At 62.5% G+C, this 15,049-nt stretch carries 13 protein-coding genes and 1 tRNA gene; 7 read left to right on the top strand and 7 right to left on the bottom strand.

From position 1 onward, the window contains the following. Positions 1-39: 39 nt before the first annotated feature. The 3 genes from AABE10_RS06565 to recA all read right to left on the bottom strand — a co-directional run bounded on the left by AABE10_RS06565 (position 40) and on the right by recA (position 2,895). Positions 40-789, bottom strand: coding sequence for a DUF2889 domain-containing protein (locus AABE10_RS06565; RefSeq protein ID WP_342932488.1), 750 nt, complete (start codon positions 787-789; stop codon positions 40-42). Positions 790-998: 209 nt separating this feature from the next. Next, positions 999-1,808, bottom strand: coding sequence for a recombination regulator RecX (recX, locus tag AABE10_RS06560; protein ID WP_342932487.1), 810 nt, complete (start codon positions 1,806-1,808; stop codon positions 999-1,001). A gap of 7 nt (positions 1,809-1,815) precedes the next feature. Next, entirely contained in the window at positions 1,816-2,895 is a 1,080-nt protein-coding gene (recA, locus tag AABE10_RS06555; protein ID WP_342932486.1) for a recombinase RecA, read from the bottom strand. Between the two features lie 248 nt (positions 2,896-3,143). Here recA and AABE10_RS06550 point away from each other — a divergent pair, with 248 nt between their 5' ends. The 4 genes from AABE10_RS06550 to AABE10_RS06535 all read left to right on the top strand — a co-directional run bounded on the left by AABE10_RS06550 (position 3,144) and on the right by AABE10_RS06535 (position 7,538). Next, the gene (locus AABE10_RS06550) at positions 3,144-3,935 is read left to right on the top strand and encodes a response regulator transcription factor (RefSeq protein ID WP_342932485.1); all 792 of its coding nucleotides are present in this window, start codon (positions 3,144-3,146) and stop codon (positions 3,933-3,935) included. A 9-nt stretch (positions 3,936-3,944) separates the two neighbouring features. Next, entirely contained in the window at positions 3,945-5,492 is a 1,548-nt protein-coding gene (locus AABE10_RS06545; RefSeq protein ID WP_342932484.1) for a sensor histidine kinase, read from the top strand. A gap of 227 nt (positions 5,493-5,719) precedes the next feature. Further along, positions 5,720-7,378 (top strand): MFS transporter, encoded by a 1,659-nt coding sequence (locus AABE10_RS06540; protein ID WP_342932483.1) that lies wholly within the window; start codon positions 5,720-5,722, stop codon positions 7,376-7,378. A gap of 83 nt (positions 7,379-7,461) precedes the next feature. Continuing rightward, a tRNA-Met gene (locus tag AABE10_RS06535) sits at positions 7,462-7,538 on the top strand. 612 nt (positions 7,539-8,150) lie between these two features. Here AABE10_RS06535 and AABE10_RS06530 read toward each other — a convergent pair. Further along, entirely contained in the window at positions 8,151-8,594 is a 444-nt protein-coding gene (locus AABE10_RS06530; protein ID WP_342932482.1) for a MarR family transcriptional regulator, read from the bottom strand. Positions 8,595-8,731: 137 nt separating this feature from the next. Here AABE10_RS06530 and AABE10_RS06525 point away from each other — a divergent pair, with 137 nt between their 5' ends. Further along, the gene (locus tag AABE10_RS06525) at positions 8,732-10,270 is read left to right on the top strand and encodes a DHA2 family efflux MFS transporter permease subunit (protein ID WP_342932481.1); all 1,539 of its coding nucleotides are present in this window, start codon (positions 8,732-8,734) and stop codon (positions 10,268-10,270) included. Positions 10,271-10,289: 19 nt separating this feature from the next. Here the strand turns inward: AABE10_RS06525 and AABE10_RS06520 are convergent, their stop codons facing one another. Next, complete coding sequence (locus tag AABE10_RS06520) at positions 10,290-10,982, bottom strand: FadR/GntR family transcriptional regulator (RefSeq protein WP_342933079.1); 693 nt, start codon at positions 10,980-10,982, stop codon at positions 10,290-10,292. 264 nt (positions 10,983-11,246) lie between these two features. Here AABE10_RS06520 and dgoD point away from each other — a divergent pair, with 264 nt between their 5' ends. After that, the gene (gene dgoD / locus AABE10_RS06515; RefSeq protein WP_342932480.1) at positions 11,247-12,395 is read left to right on the top strand and encodes a galactonate dehydratase; all 1,149 of its coding nucleotides are present in this window, start codon (positions 11,247-11,249) and stop codon (positions 12,393-12,395) included. 110 nt (positions 12,396-12,505) lie between these two features. On the opposite strand, the gene AABE10_RS06510 is transcribed toward dgoD, so the two are convergent. Both AABE10_RS06510 and copC read right to left on the bottom strand, forming a co-directional pair. Further along, positions 12,506-13,435: a CopD family protein gene (locus AABE10_RS06510; protein WP_342932479.1), complete on the bottom strand. Its 930-nt coding sequence runs from the start codon at positions 13,433-13,435 to the stop codon at positions 12,506-12,508. After that, positions 13,432-14,247, bottom strand: a complete 816-nt coding sequence (copC, locus tag AABE10_RS36375) for a copper homeostasis periplasmic binding protein CopC (RefSeq protein WP_428983267.1) — start codon at positions 14,245-14,247, stop codon at positions 13,432-13,434. Before copC ends, AABE10_RS06510 begins: the two co-directional genes overlap by 4 nt. 50 nt (positions 14,248-14,297) lie before the next feature. Here copC and AABE10_RS06500 point away from each other — a divergent pair, with 50 nt between their 5' ends. Continuing rightward, on the top strand, positions 14,298-15,029 hold the full coding sequence (locus AABE10_RS06500; protein WP_152755480.1) for a c-type cytochrome: 732 nt from the start codon (positions 14,298-14,300) through the stop codon (positions 15,027-15,029). Positions 15,030-15,049 lie beyond the last annotated feature (20 nt).

Below are 15,049 nucleotides of genomic sequence, written 5' to 3'. Positions count from 1 at the left end.
TCTGAGAGTTGGATTGAACTTCGCTTCCGCCTGGACCGCTTACTCGGGACGGGCCGTCTTCACGGTCTGTCCGTCGGGCGCGGCGTCCGCGCGATCCGCTGAACGCGGCGCGTGGCCATACCAGCGCGGATAAAACTGGCGCACCGCCTCGCCGTCGAATCGCAGCGCATGGCAGCGGCCCAACTGGAATGGCGGTTTGTCGTTTGATTGCTCGCTTGCTTGACCGCTCGCGTGCTCGTTCGAAGCGTTGTTTTGTGCGTCCTGTCCGTTGCTGCCCTGTGCATGCTGGCTCGAACCGTCTGCCGATCCGTTTTGCGAACCTGTTTGCTGCCTATCCCCTGGATTTCCCCGCGCGGTGTTCCACACGTCGCCGGCGAACGCCTGGATGGCGGCCGTCGGCAGGACTGCGCACAACTCGGTGAGATGCGTGCAGCCAGCCGTGCCGGCCAGCAAGCGGGCGGCATCACGACGAAAGTTTCGGAACAGATTGAGCCCGATGAGGGCCCGATAGGCGGGATTGGAGGCTTCACACAGACCGGGATACGGCACCCAGTCGGACGACGCTTCGGCGTCGACGACACTGAGCTTGCGATCGATCGTGATGCGGAGCCAGAGTTCATGGATCGGCAGGCCGTTCGGCCGGACACCCGACGCAAGCGCCACGTCACGTGGCTTTTCGTCGGTGAGGCACGCCTCGATATCCCACAGGCCATCTTCACGCTCATATGCGTCCACTCGGATTGCGCGGCGATGGCGCAATTGTCGGGACACTGGCGGGGAAAGCGGCATGCGGGAAAAAAGGCCGGATTGAAGAACCGTTGAATTTTAGCATACTGGGTATTTGAGACTGGCCGAAGCCCGCGGGGGCTTGTTCCACCGGGCCTTGCGCGGAGTTGCGGCATAGATCTCAGGAGCGTTTCATCCGACGGGGCTGTCGCGGGGCGCCCGACTTATTGGCCCGACTCATTCGCCCGACTCATTCGCCCCATTTACTCGCCCTATTCCGACGCCCAGTCTTCGTCGATACCCTTGAGAATCTTCCCGATGATCGCCTGCGAAAAACCACGCGCGGCAAGGAAGCGCGCCTGCTTCGCGCGATCATTGGGCGTCTCGGGGAGTTGGCCGAATTTCTTGCGCCACACGGCTTGAGCGCGCGCCAGTTCCGTTTCGCGCAATTGCGCGCTCACTTCTTCGACCAGCGCCTGTCCGACCGAATGGCGCTTGAGTTCGCCGACAATGCGACCCGCGCCCATGCGCGACGCGCGCCGGTTGATCAGGCTTTCCGCGAAACGCGAATCGGATAGCCAGCCTTCGCTTTCGAGCGAATCCAGCAGCACGTCGATGGATTCGCCCTCCTCCGCGTAGGGCGCCAGCTTGCGCGACAACTCCGCGCGACTGTATTCGCGGCGCGAAAGATAGCCGAGCGCGCGGCCTTTGAGCGAACGTATGGGACGTTGTGACGCGCGGCTTGCCGTATCGGCGGATTTGGGTTCGCCAGGCTGGCGACGTGATCGCGTATAGGTAGTCTCGCCGCTGCCGTCGCTTGAACGGTTGAAAGGAGACGGACGGGAAGACGGACCAAGCCCCGCGGCACGATCGTGGGCATCGAACAATTCGAACGGATCGGAATCGTCCGTTGATGAATCGTGTGTATGCGACGAGGCCACAGACGCAGACGAAGCTGAAGATGATGAAGATGAGCGTGACGACGATTCGAATGCTGCGTCGTCACGCGGGTCGCCCGCATCGTGTCCTGCGTCCCTGGTGGAAGCAGGGCGCGAAGAAACGGGGCGGCCCTTGCGTATCACGCGACGATTATTCTTCTTCGCCCGCGACTTCCGCGTCCGCACCGACTGCGGCGTCCGTCGGCATTGCATTCACGCCGAGCGATTCGCGGATACGGTTTTCGATCTCGCGCGCGATGTCGGGATTCTCACGCAGGAATTCACGCGCGTTGTCCTTGCCCTGACCGATACGCTCGCCGTTGTAGCTGTACCAGGCACCGGCCTTGTCGACGATCTTCGCCTGCACGCCGAGATCGATGATTTCGCCCTGACGCGAGATGCCTTCGCCATACAGGATGTCGAAGATCGCTTCGCGGAACGGTGGCGACACCTTGTTCTTCACGACCTTCACGCGCGTTTCATTGCCGATCACTTCGTCGTTCTTCTTGATCGAACCGATACGGCGAATGTCCAGACGCACCGACGCGTAGAACTTCAGCGCGTTGCCGCCCGTCGTGGTTTCCGGGTTGCCGAACATCACGCCGATCTTCATGCGAATCTGGTTGATGAAGATAACAAGGCAGTTCGTGCGCTTGATCGTGCCCGTCAGCTTGCGCAGCGCCTGCGACATCAGACGTGCCTGCAAGCCAGGCAGTGAATCACCCATTTCGCCTTCGATTTCAGCCTTCGGCACGAGCGCCGCAACCGAGTCGATCACGATCATGTCGATCGAGCCCGAACGGACCAGTGCGTCCGCGATTTCGAGCGCCTGTTCACCCGTGTCCGGCTGCGAGACCAGCAGGTCGCTCACATTCACGCCGAGCTTTTGCGCGTACTGGATGTCGAGCGCGTGTTCCGCGTCGATGAACGCCGCTGTGCCGCCGAGCTTTTGCATTTCGGCAACGACTTGCAGCGTCAGCGTGGTCTTGCCCGATGACTCCGGTCCGTAGATTTCGACCACACGGCCGCGCGGCAGACCGCCGACGCCCAGCGCGATGTCGAGACCCAGCGATCCCGTCGAGACCACCTGAATATCTTCGACTGCCTCACCTTGGCCGAGCCGCATGACCGACCCCTTGCCGAACTGCTTTTCGATCTGCGCAAGCGCGGCAGCAAGGGCCTTGCTCTTTTCCGCAGTCAGTCCAGCCGAGCCTTTCTTGCTTTCTTCCATGAATCGTCCTTTGCTATGATGAACGGCGTCTGAGGCAGGTGCACCGGCTGATTCGACACCGCTTTGAACACGGTATGAACAGCCAGCACGCTAAACGCAGACACTGTATAAAAAAACAGTAGTTTTGGCAAGCCCGAATCACATGCGGACGTCCGCATGTGCGAAGCGGGCTACACTCGCTACCCACAAAAAATTTTCGGAGACGCTGTGCGCCGGAGCGCCCCGGTGCCGGCCGGGCAGGGCGCATCATGCGAATTCTCATTGCCGAAGACGACAGCATACTCGCGGACGGTCTCGTCCGATCACTCCGCCAATCGGCATACGCCGTTGACCATGTGAAGACGGGCGCGGAAGCGGATACCGCGCTGTCGATGCAGACTTTCGACCTCCTGATTCTCGATCTCGGACTGCCGAAAATGTCCGGTCTCGACGTGCTGCGGCGTCTGCGCGCGCGCAATTCGAACCTTCCCGTGCTGATTCTGACGGCGGCCGACAGCGTCGACGAGCGCGTCAAGGGACTCGACCTCGGCGCCGACGACTACATGGCCAAGCCCTTCGCGCTCAACGAACTCGAAGCACGCGTGCGCGCGCTGACGCGGCGCGGCGCGGGCGGCGGACCGACCGTCGTCAGGCACGGATCGCTGTCGTTCGACCAGGTTGGCCGAATTGCCTATGCCAATGATCAGGTTATCGATCTCTCCGCGCGTGAGCTAGGATTGCTCGAAGTCCTGTTGCAGCGGATCGGGCGGCTGGTCTCGAAGGAACAGCTCGTCGATCACCTGTGCGAATGGGGCGAGGAAGTCAGCAACAACGCGATCGAGGTGTACGTGCACCGGCTGCGCAAGAAGATCGAACCGAGCGGCGTACGCATCATCACCGTGCGTGGGCTTGGCTATTGTCTCGAGAAAGCCGCGCCGTCGCCTCAGGCGCAAACGCAACCACAAACGGCCGGCGAGCAGGCTTCGCCGCAGACGCCGGCGCGACAGCAATCCGAGGCGACCGCGTCGGCGGCGATGCCCGCCAGCCACCATTTCAAGTAAAGGCGCTCCATGTCCGTCCGCGCACCACGCGCCACGGCGCACGCGGCGGATATCGACGAAGTCCGCGACGCCCGTTACGCGAATCCGTTCGCGCCGCCCGACGAAACCGAAGCGGCGGCGGAGACGCGCCCGCGCTCCCTGTTCGGCGAAATTCTCGACTGGATGCTCGCGCCCTTGCTCCTGCTGTGGCCGATGAGTCTTGCCGTCACATATCTGGTCGCGAAGTCGATTGCGAACGGGCCGTTCGACCGCGCGCTGGAAACCGACGCGTATGTGCTCGCGCGGCAAATTCATCCCGTCAACGGCGTCGCCGAATTGACGCTGCCCGAGTCGACGCGCGATTTCCTGCGCGCGGACAACATCGACAGCGTGTTCTATCAGGTGCTAGGGACGCGCGGCGAACTGGTCGGCGGCGATCGCGACATGCCGCTTCCGCGTGAAGAGGACCGGCCGCAGCCGGGCATCGTCGAATTTCGAGACGACCTGCTGCGCGGCAATGACATCCGCGTGGCCTATACGACTGTCGAGTTTCCGCAGACGCCCGGCGCGCAGCCGGTGCTCGTGCAGGTGGCCGAGACACTCGACAAACGCAGCGCGCTCGCCAACGACATCATCAAAGGCGTGATCCTGCCGCAGTTCGTGATCCTGCCGCTCGCCATTTTGCTCGTGTGGTTCGGGCTGTCGCGCGGCCTCGCGCCGCTGCACGCGCTGCAGGCACATATCCGCGCGCGCCGCCCCGACGATCTGTCGCCGCTCGAAGCGCGCCGCGCGCCGCCCGAAATCGAGCCGCTCGTCACGTCGTTCAACGACCTGCTGACGCGTCTCGAACAGAACATGGAGCTGCAAAAGCGCTTCATCGCCGACGCCGCGCATCAGATGAAGACGCCGCTCGCCGGCTTGCGCACCCAGGCCGAACTGGCGCTGCGGCAGGATGCATCGGCGGAAGTGCATCGGTCGCTCGAACAGATCGCAACCAGTTCCGAGCACGCCGCGCGGCTCGTCACGCAGCTGCTCGCGCTGGCGCGCGCGGAGAATCGCATGTCCGGGCAGATCTTCACGCCCGTGGAAATCGGTGACGTGGCTCGCAGCGCCGTGCGCGACTGGGTCCAGGCGGCGCTCGCGAAGCAGATGGATCTCGGCTACGAAGGACCGGAAACGCCTGAAGAAGCGGTCCAAGTGGAAGGCAATCCGGTCATGCTGCGCGAGATGCTGTCCAACCTGATCGACAACGCGATCCGCTACACGCCCGCGGGCGGACGCATCACCGTGCGCGTGCGGCGCGACGATGTCGCGGGGATGGCCCATCTGGAAGTGGAAGACACGGGCATGGGCATTCCTCCTGCGGAGCGTGAGCGCGTGCTCGAGCGCTTCTATCGGATTCTTGGACGCGAAGGAGACGGCAGCGGTCTCGGTCTCGCGATCGTCCGCGAAATCGCGACGATGCACGGCGGCGAGCTCAGCATCGAAGACAACGTGTATCAGACGTCGCCTCGCCTCGCCGGGACGCTCGTGCGTGTCAGCCTGCGGATGATCGATCGTGCACGGGACTTACCCTAACACGTCGGTTTGGCTCGTTTCCGTCAGCAATCAAATGCGGACGATTTTCAAGCCGTTCGGACACGAATCGCCGAAGTTACAACGAATTAGCCAACGTTAGCCCGATTCTAGCGCTCCTAATAAGATGTCTTGCGAGTCAGAACGCCGTAAGTTTCCACTCCAATAATCGCTACACGGCAACGCCTGTCCGGGCGAACCGCGACTTATATCAATACTGGAGACGACATATGGCTACCGTAAGCGGGCAAATCTCGCACGCGCCGATGACGAAAGACGAGAAACGGGTGATTTTCGCGTCGTCGTTGGGCACGGTTTTCGAGTGGTACGACTTTTACCTGGCCGGCTCCCTGGCGGCCTACATCAGCAAGAGCTTCTTCTCAGGCGTCAATCCGACGGCCGCCTTCATCTTTACCCTCCTCGGCTTCGCGGCCGGTTTCGCGGTTCGCCCGTTCGGCGCGCTGGTGTTCGGTCGGCTCGGCGACATGGTCGGCCGCAAGTACACTTTCCTGATCACGATCATCATCATGGGTCTGTCGACGTGCGTGGTCGGCTTCCTGCCGGGTTATGCGGCGATCGGCTTCGCATCACCGGTGATCTTCATCGCGATGCGTCTGCTGCAAGGTCTCGCCCTCGGCGGCGAGTACGGCGGCGCCGCGACCTACGTCGCAGAACACGCGCCCGCCAACCGGCGCGGCTTCTACACCGCATGGATCCAGACGACGGCGACGCTCGGCCTGTTCCTGTCGCTGCTCGTGATTCTCGGCGTGCGCACGTGGATGGGCGAAGAAGCGTTCGGCAGCTGGGGCTGGCGCGTTCCGTTCATTGCATCTTTGTTCCTGCTCGGCGTTTCGGTGTGGATCCGTCTGCAACTGCGGGAGTCGCCGGCATTCGAGCGCATCAAGGCTGAAGGCAAGACCTCGAAGGCACCGCTCTCGGAAGCGTTCGGTCAATGGAAGAATCTGAAGATCGTGATCCTGGCTCTGATCGGCGTGACGGCCGGCCAGGCAGTTGTCTGGTACACAGGTCAGTTCTACGCGCTCTTCTTCCTGACGCAAACGCTGAAGGTCGACGGTGCGAGCGCGAACATTCTGATCGCGCTCGCACTGCTGATCGGCACGCCGTTCTTCCTGTTCTTCGGTTCGCTGTCCGATCGCATCGGCCGCAAGCCGATCATCATGGCGGGCTGCCTGATCGCGGCGCTGACGTACTTCCCGCTCTTCAAGGCGCTGACGCACTACGCGAACCCGGCTCTCGAAGCCGCGACGCAAAAGGCGCCCATCGTCGTGATCGCGAATCCGGACGAGTGCTCGTTCCAGTTCAACCCGGTCGGCACGGCCAAGTTCACGACGTCCTGCGATATCGCGAAGGGCGCGCTGTCGAAGGCCGGCTTGAACTACGACAACGTGGCGGCGCCGGCGGGCACGCTTGCGCAGATCAAGGTCGGCGACACGACGATCGACACGTATGACGGCAAGGCGGCAGGCGCCAAGGAGGCGGGCGCGACCTTCGACAAGACGCTGAGCACCGCTCTGAAGACGGCCGGCTATCCGCCGAAGGCCGACCCGTCACAGATCAACTGGCCGATGACGGTCGTGATCCTGACGATCCTCGTGATCTACGTGACGATGGTGTACGGGCCAATCGCGGCGATGCTGGTCGAGATGTTCCCGACGCGCATCCGCTACACGTCGATGTCGCTGCCGTATCACATCGGCAATGGCTGGTTCGGCGGCTTCCTGCCAGCGACCGCGTTCGCGATCGTCGCGGCCAAGGGCAACATCTACTCGGGGCTGTGGTATCCGATCGTGATCGCGCTGGGCACCTTCGTGATCGGCCTGCTTTTCGTGCGGGAGACAAAGGACTCCAACATCTACGCGCAGGACTGAGCGCCGCGTAGACGAGAAGTCGCAAAAAGATGCCGATTGGGGTTGACAGTCTCTGTCGGCATCTTCATAATTTCGCTTCTTTCGGCGAATTAGCTCAGTCGGTTAGAGCGACGGAATCATAATCCGCAGGTCCGGGGTTCGAGTCCCTGATTCGCCACCAGCTTCAAGAAAAAGCCGCTGTTCCGCAAGGACAGCGGCTTTTTTGTCTTGGCCCACCGATAATTGGCCTGTAACGCGCCTGAATTGAATCTGGACGAGACCGGTTGATCGTTTGAGGCGAATCTGCCGTGGTTACCAGTCCATATCTTGATCACATAGGCTCGCCCCGCTTTCCACGCCAGGCATTCGATTCGACACGGCTCAACCAACCTTGGCGACGACCAGCGGCGATAGCAGTGGTGTATCGGTTAACGCTGCGATAACACACTCGGCGCTCAGTAATGTCGTTGCTCGTAACGGAATATTCGTGCTCCATCTTGTTTCGGGTGCACTCGGTAGCGCGTTTCAGATTTGACACCCACCGTATTCGGGATGAAGTCGAATCACTGGCCAATGAACTAACTCCCATTGCCCATACTTCGTGAGACAAACTCAATTAAGACATCGCAGTCATTTAAAAGCGCCTCGTTGATTATCGACAAGACCATCCGCCTTCTATTTGTTGGATTCTTTCACTGCGATAGAGTCTGCTATCGACAAAGGCAGGGATCAGCGCGACGCGAGCACTTGATATCGCTCGTGGCAATTGTCGAAGCCGCGTCTGCCCTCCGTCTCACCGCTCGACGATCCTCGTCAGATTCCCCCGCACTTTCTGAAGCAGCGCGATGAGTTGCTTCACTTCGTCGTCGGTCAAGCCGCTCAGCCCCTCCGCCGCGATCTGATCGCCGACTCTCTTCGCGTCATCGAGTGTCCGCTCGGCCTTCTCGGTCAAGCGAATCTGTTTCTCGCGCCGGTCACGTGGATTGCCAATGCGCTCGATCCATCCGCCCTCCTCCATCCGGTCGAGCAGCCGGCCAGCCGAAATCGGCGCGACTTCCAGAAGATCCGCGAGCCTTGCCTGATTGATGTCACCGTAGTGCGACAGATACGCGAGCGCGCGACATTGCGCCCGCGTCAAGTCGATCGACAACCGCGCAAGGTCGTCGAACCGCTTGCCGACCAGCCTGCCGACATCGGAAATGAGAAAGCCGAAGCGCTCGTCGAAATGGGTTTTCATCGCGCGATTATACGAAGAGGCTCCGCTTCTTCGGCCCGAGACATGCGGCGAACCGCGGTATCCGGGAAATTCAGCGTTTCCATAAAAATCGGTTGCCTATACAATAAGCATGCTTACTATCCCAAAATTATCGCTTCATGTCCCCCGATTTGCCGGCAGCAAAGCCCGCCGTCGCGCTGAACCGTCCGATGATCACGATCGCGATCATGCTCGCGACGTTGATGCAGACGCTCGACAGCACCATCGCCAACGTCGCGCTGCCGCACATGCAGGGCAGTCTGTCGGCGTCGCAGGATGAGATCACGTGGGTGCTCACGTCGTACATCGTCGCGGCCGCGATTGCGACGCCGCTCACCGGCTGGCTGTCCGACAGGCTGAGCGTCAAGCGGCTGCTGATGTTCGCGATCGGCGGGTTCACGGTCGCGTCGGCGCTGTGCGGGCTGTCCGAGACGCTCACGCAGATCGTCGCGTCGCGCCTCCTGCAGGGCATCTTCGGCGCATCGCTCGTGCCGCTGTCGCAGTCGATCCTGCTCGACATCAACCCGCGCGAGAAACAAGGCCAGGCGATGGCCGTCTGGGGCATGGGCGTGATGGTCGGCCCGATTCTCGGCCCGACGCTCGGCGGCTGGCTCACCGATAGCTATAACTGGCGCTGGGTCTTCTTCATCAATCTACCGATCGGCGCATTTGCGCTCTTTGGTGTGCTGACGTTTCTGCCGTCGCGCGAACCGAAGCACGACGCGAAGTTTGACGCCTTCGGTTTCGCGACACTCGGCCTCGCGATCGGCGCGCTGCAGGCGATGCTCGACCGCGGCGAGCAGCTCGACTGGTTCGGCTCGCATGAAATCGTCGCCGAAGCGCTGATCGCGTCGATCAGCTTCGCGTTCTTCATTGCGCATACGGCGACCGTCGGCAAGTCGTCGTTCTTCAAGTACGAGTTGCTGAAGGACCGCAACTTCGCGACGGGCACGTTCTTCATCTTCATCATCGGCGCGGTGATGTATGCGACGCGCGCGCTGCTGCCGCCGATGCTGCAAAACCTGATGAACTATCCCGTCGCCACAACAGGCCTCGTCACCGCGCCGAGCGGCGCCGGCACGATGCTCGCGATGCTGCTCGCGGGGCGCCTGCTCAAGCACATCGACGCGCGCGCGATGCTGCTCACCGGCTTCGTCGTATCGGCCTTCGCGCTCTGGCAGATGATGCATTACACGATCGTGCTATCGGCATCGGACATCGTCTGGCCCGGCGTGATCCAGGGCTTCGGCCTCGGGCTCGTGTTCGTGCCGCTGAGCGCGCTGACTTTCTCGACGCTCACGCCCGCGCTGCGCGCCGACGGCACCGCGACCTATAGCCTGATGCGCAACATCGGCAGCAGTATCGGCATCTCGATCGTGCAGACGCTGCTCACGCGCAACACGCAAGTCGCGCATTCGGACCTCGCGGCGAACGTGAACATGTTCAATCCCGTCGTCCAGCCGATACTCGCGACGGGTTCACGCGTCGACGTGGCGGTGCTCGATGCATCGATCACGCAGCAGGCCGCGATGATCGCGTATCTGAACGACTTCAAGCTGATGTTCGTCGCGACGCTCGCCGTCATTCCCCTCGTGCTGCTGATTCGCCCGTCGCGCGGAGCAAGCAGCGAAACCGCCGCGCATGCGGCGATGGACTGAGGCCGCGCAGCCAAAAGCGTCAGCCTTCGATCCGCCCTCGCGTCACGCCGAGCAGCGACGCCATCGCGTGACGCGCGCGCGGCGCATCGCGGTCGCGGATCGCTTCGAACACGGCCGTATGCTCGCCTAGCGACGCATTGAACACGTCGGCGCGTTTCGCGTTCAGACGCAACTGCGCTTCGAGCGTGCGCTCGATCAGCGTGCCGAGCGGTATCAGCAATTCGTTGCTGCAAGCGGCCAGCACGCTCAGATGGAACTGCAGGTCGGCGCGCACCCATTCGTCGACGGTGCGCGCCGCCGCCATCGCCGAATGCGCAGCATCCAGCGCACCGAACGATTCGTCGCCATGCGACGCCGCCGCGAGCGCGGCCGCGTAGGGCTCGATCATCTCGCGCATTTCCTGCAGCTTCAGCGCGAAATCCATCGCGGGCGCGACGCGCGAATACCAGTCGAGCAGATCGGCATCCAGCAGGTTCCACGCGGTCTTCCGACGCACGCGTGTACCGACGCGCGGCCTCGACTCGATCAGCCCTTTCGATGTCAACGTCCGCAGCGCTTCCCGAAGCACCGTGCGGCTCACGCCGAACGTCTCCATCAGGTCCGCTTCGCGCGGCAGAATGGATTCCGGCGCGTAGTCGCCGCGCAGAATGGCCGTCGCCAGCAAATACGCGACGCGGCCGTGCAGATCTCGCTGAATGTCGGTTCTCCTGATACGGGTTGGCGGCAGGTCCGTTACGCGACACCGCGTGCAGAAGCGGCGCGAACCGCCTGCGATTATCAGCGATCGCGCGCGCGAAACCCAACGCGAATCCCGTTCCGCCCAACAAAACCTTGCGCCGAATAATACTATTAATACTACTTAAAAGCGATTTTTGCTGTAGCATGTGGCTCCTCGACTGCCGCGCCGCGCTCGACCCGTCGGTGAAACGAGGCGCTCATCAACTGCAACCGGCTTTGCCAGCAAAGGAGACACCCCATGAAGATCACCCGAATCGAAACATTCATCGTTCCTCCGCGCTGGTGTTTCGTGAAGATCGAGACGGACGAAGGCCTCGTCGGCTGGGGCGAGCCCGTCGTCGAAGGCCGCGCGCATACCGTCGCGGCCGCCGTCGACGAGCTTTCCGACTATCTGATCGGCAAAGATCCGCGCAACATCGAGGACCACTGGCAGGTCATGTATCGGGCGGGCTTCTATCGCGGCGGCCCGATTTCGATGAGCGCGATCGCGGGCGTCGATCAGGCGTTGTGGGACATCAAGGGCAAATTCCACGGCGTGCCAGTCCACACGCTGCTCGGCGGCCAGGTGCGCGATCGCATCAAGGTGTATTCGTGGATCGGCGGCGACCGGCCCAGCGACGTCGCGAACAACGCGCGCGCCGTTGTCGAGCGCGGCTTCAAGGCCGTGAAGATGAACGGCTCCGAAGAACTGCAGATCATCGACACGTTCGACAAGGTGCAAGGCGTCATCAACAACGTCGCGGCCGTGCGCGAAGCCGTCGGGCCGAACGTCGGCATCGGCGTGGACTTCCACGGCCGCGTTCACAAGCCGATGGCGAAGGTGCTCGCGAAGGAGCTCGATCCGTTCAAGCTGATGTTCATCGAAGAGCCGGTGCTGTCGGAGAACGTCGAAGCGCTGCGCGACATCGTCAATCAGACGAGCACGCCCATCGCGCTCGGCGAGCGGCTGTACTCGCGCTGGGACTTCAAGCACATTCTCGCGGGCGGCTACGTCGACATCATCCAGCCGGACGCATCGCACGCGGGCGGCATCACGGAATGCCGCAAGATCGCGTCGATGGCGGAAGCCTATGATGTCGCGCTCGCGCTGCACTGCCCGCTCGGACCGATCGCGCTCGCGACATGCCTGCAGATCGACGCCGTCAGCTACAACGCGTTCATCCAGGAACAGAGCCTCGGCATCCACTACAACCAGGGCAACGATCTGCTCGACTACATCAGGAACCCGGAAGTCTTCAAGTACGAGGACGGCTTCGTGTCAATTCCGCAAGGTCCGGGGCTCGGCATCGACGTGAACGAGGACAAGGTGCGCGAAATGGCGAAGATCGGCCATCGCTGGCGCAACCCGGTCTGGCGTCACGCAGACGGCAGCGTCGCCGAGTGGTAAGCGGGCTCGCGCCGTATTGCGAATGAAAAAGCAGACGCCGCCTTCGGGCGGCGTTTGTCATTTGACTTAACGCGCTCAGGCGCTCGATGTACTTCACATGCTTCAAGCGTTCAGCCCAACGCGACATACCCCGGCACGCTGTGCGACAACACGGCCGCAGCGGCGAAGATGCCGAGCATCGCAAGCGCCTCGAGATACAGCACATTTGAGAACGTATGCGCATCCATCGTCGCGGCGGTGCGGCGCAATCTCGGCAGCGCGACGAAACGGTTGAGTCCGCCCATCACCAGCGCGAGCGCAACGAGTACGAGCTTGAGCACGAGCACGTGTCCCCACGTGCTCCCCGTGATCGCGTCGAACGACCCGCCCGCGCCGCGCACGGCATTGAACACGCCCGAGAGCAGCACGAACACGACAGCGACGAGCGATACCTTCGACAACTGCGTCGCGGTGCGGATCATCACGCCGCGCGCGATCGACGTGCCGAGCGCCGGCAGCACCGAGAACCCCGCCGCGAGCACGAGGCCGCCCCACACGGAAGTCGTGAACACGTGCAGCGTTTGCATGCCGATTGCGGCAGATGCAACACCCGCATCCGCCGCATGTCCGAGCGATGCCTTGCCGCCCGCAATCGCGATCACGGCGAGCCACAGCAGCGCATTGCGCAGCACGTTGGTCTGCCGTGCGAACGATACGAGCGCCAGCACGAGCGCGCCGACGAACGCGATGCTCCAGCCGAAACCGACATGCGTCTGCGACAGCATCGTCGGCACGACGCCGAATGCTTCAGGCAGACTGACGCCCGCCATCTCAGCCGCCTGATAGAGCAGCCAGCCGAGGTCGGCGAGCACGAGCACGATCGCGGCGGCCTGCATCGACCGCTGCGCGCGCAACCACGCTGGGCGCGCGGGCGCGATCTTCGCCTGCGCATCGTTCGCGAGCCACGCGCCGAGCAACGCCGAACCGATGGCGAACGCAAACGCGACGTTCATGAGCGCGGCCATCGCGACCTGCCCGATCCACAATCCGTCGACTTTCATTTGACGCTGAAGGCGTAGTTGCCTTTGGTGCGGTGTCCGTCTTCGGCAACAGCCGTCCATTGCACCGTGTAACGCCCAGGCGCGAGCGGCTGCAAAGCGAGATGCATGGTCTTCGTGTCCGCTGCATCGACTTCGGAAGCGGCGGATGACGCCGGCTTGCCATGCGCATCGACGAGCGCGATTTTGCTGAACGCCGGCTCGAGCGGCTCGCTGAAGTGGATCGTCACCGCGGAAGGCGCTGCGATCTCGGCATTGGGCGCGGGTTGGCGCGACGTCGGCGTCGCATGGGCGAAGGCGTTCGACGCGACGACGAGCGACACGCCGCACGACGCAAGCCAGCGAAGTGGCGTGCGCAATGGCTGAAAAAGAGTCATAAGGTGGCTATGAGTGGAACGCTGGAAAACGCAAGGACGGCAAGGACGATCGGAATAGTACGCTTCGATATTTCGCGGCCGGCTCAGTTCAACGATGCCGGACCTTTCGTTCGCACCGCGCGGCATCAGCATCACTATGCGCAGCAGCGCCGCGCGCGAAGATCGTGAAAGCGAGGAGCGCGAGACATCGCAAGCAAGCGGCCGCCGCCGATGCAAATGCGCAATCTTAAATGAGCTGGAAGCGCTGCCGCCAGGCCGCGATGCATTTTGTGAGCAAGCGCGCGTCCTTATGCGACGACGATCGGTTGCGTCAACTTGTCGCATCGACGGATGTCGTGAGGGCGCATCAGGTGGGAAATTGGTCGCATGTGTCAAATAGTCACCATTACCCATCGATGATAGAATGCTGCGTCGCCGCGCAGCGTCTGAAGTATCCATCGCGCTGCACACACCGATCCGCTCGAAGTTCGGCAAGGTCCCCGATAATCATGGAGTTACGCGTGTCTTCAAGACGCATTTTCCGCCCTTTGCTCGCCCTGCTGTTGATCGGGTGTGCAGGCGTATCTGGCGCTGCGAAAGCGCAAACTCAGCCCAAAGCTCCGGACACGATGGAAGCGCGCGTGCAAGGCTGCACGGCATGTCACGGCTCGAAAGGCCAGGGCACGGATAACGACTACTTCCCGCGTCTCGCTGGCAAGCCGGCCGACTATCTGTACAACCAGTTGAAGAACTTCCGCGAAGGCCGCCGGAAGTATCCGCCGATGAACTACCTCGTCACGTATCTCTCGGACGACTACCTTCATCAGATCGCGACGTACTTCTCACAGCAGCGTCCGCCGTATCCGACGCCGGCCAGGCCGACCGTCTCCGATGCGACGCTCGCGCGCGGCAAGGAAATCGTGCTGAACGGCGACGCATCGAAGCAGATTCCTGCTTGCGCGGCTTGCCACGGCAAGGGCCTCACGGGCATGGAACCGGCTATTCCGGGCCTGGTCGGACTGCACTCTGACTACATCAGCGCGCAGCTGGGCGCATGGCGTTCGGGTTCGCGCCACGCAATCGAGCCTGACTGCATGCACACGATCGCAACGCGTCTGACGGACGCCGACGTGAACGCAGTCGCCGCGTGGCTGTCCACGCAGCAGGCGCCGCAGAACCCCGTGCCGGTACCCGCCAAATCGTTGAAGACTCCGCTTGCCTGCGGCAGCGAACCGCAATAAGGCACCGGGAGAGACAAACA

It is taken from the genome of Paraburkholderia diazotrophica, assembly GCF_038900755.1.
Lineage (GTDB): Bacteria > Pseudomonadota > Gammaproteobacteria > Burkholderiales > Burkholderiaceae > Paraburkholderia > Paraburkholderia diazotrophica_A.
Note: the sequence above shows the minus strand (reverse complement) of the source record. Positions and strands in the feature narration are given on the sequence as shown.

What these genes read in the sequence shown, in the direction of transcription:
- AABE10_RS06525 (WP_342932481.1), top strand. Translation starts at nt 8,732, where the DNA reads ATGTCCCCCGATTTGCCGGCAGCAAAGCCCGCCGTCGCGCTGAACCGT.
- AABE10_RS06565 (WP_342932488.1), bottom strand. Translation starts at nt 789, where the DNA reads ATGCCGCTTTCCCCGCCAGTGTCCCGACAATTGCGCCATCGCCGCGCA.
- dgoD (WP_342932480.1), top strand. Translation starts at nt 11,247, where the DNA reads ATGAAGATCACCCGAATCGAAACATTCATCGTTCCTCCGCGCTGGTGT.
- AABE10_RS06545 (WP_342932484.1), top strand. Translation starts at nt 3,945, where the DNA reads ATGTCCGTCCGCGCACCACGCGCCACGGCGCACGCGGCGGATATCGAC.
- AABE10_RS06500 (WP_152755480.1), top strand. Translation starts at nt 14,298, where the DNA reads ATGGAGTTACGCGTGTCTTCAAGACGCATTTTCCGCCCTTTGCTCGCC.
- copC (WP_428983267.1), bottom strand. Translation starts at nt 14,247, where the DNA reads ATGGATACTTCAGACGCTGCGCGGCGACGCAGCATTCTATCATCGATG.
- AABE10_RS06550 (WP_342932485.1), top strand. Translation starts at nt 3,144, where the DNA reads ATGCGAATTCTCATTGCCGAAGACGACAGCATACTCGCGGACGGTCTC.
- AABE10_RS06540 (WP_342932483.1), top strand. Translation starts at nt 5,720, where the DNA reads ATGGCTACCGTAAGCGGGCAAATCTCGCACGCGCCGATGACGAAAGAC.
- recA (WP_342932486.1), bottom strand. Translation starts at nt 2,895, where the DNA reads ATGGAAGAAAGCAAGAAAGGCTCGGCTGGACTGACTGCGGAAAAGAGC.
- AABE10_RS06530 (WP_342932482.1), bottom strand. Translation starts at nt 8,594, where the DNA reads ATGAAAACCCATTTCGACGAGCGCTTCGGCTTTCTCATTTCCGATGTC.
- AABE10_RS06510 (WP_342932479.1), bottom strand. Translation starts at nt 13,435, where the DNA reads ATGAAAGTCGACGGATTGTGGATCGGGCAGGTCGCGATGGCCGCGCTC.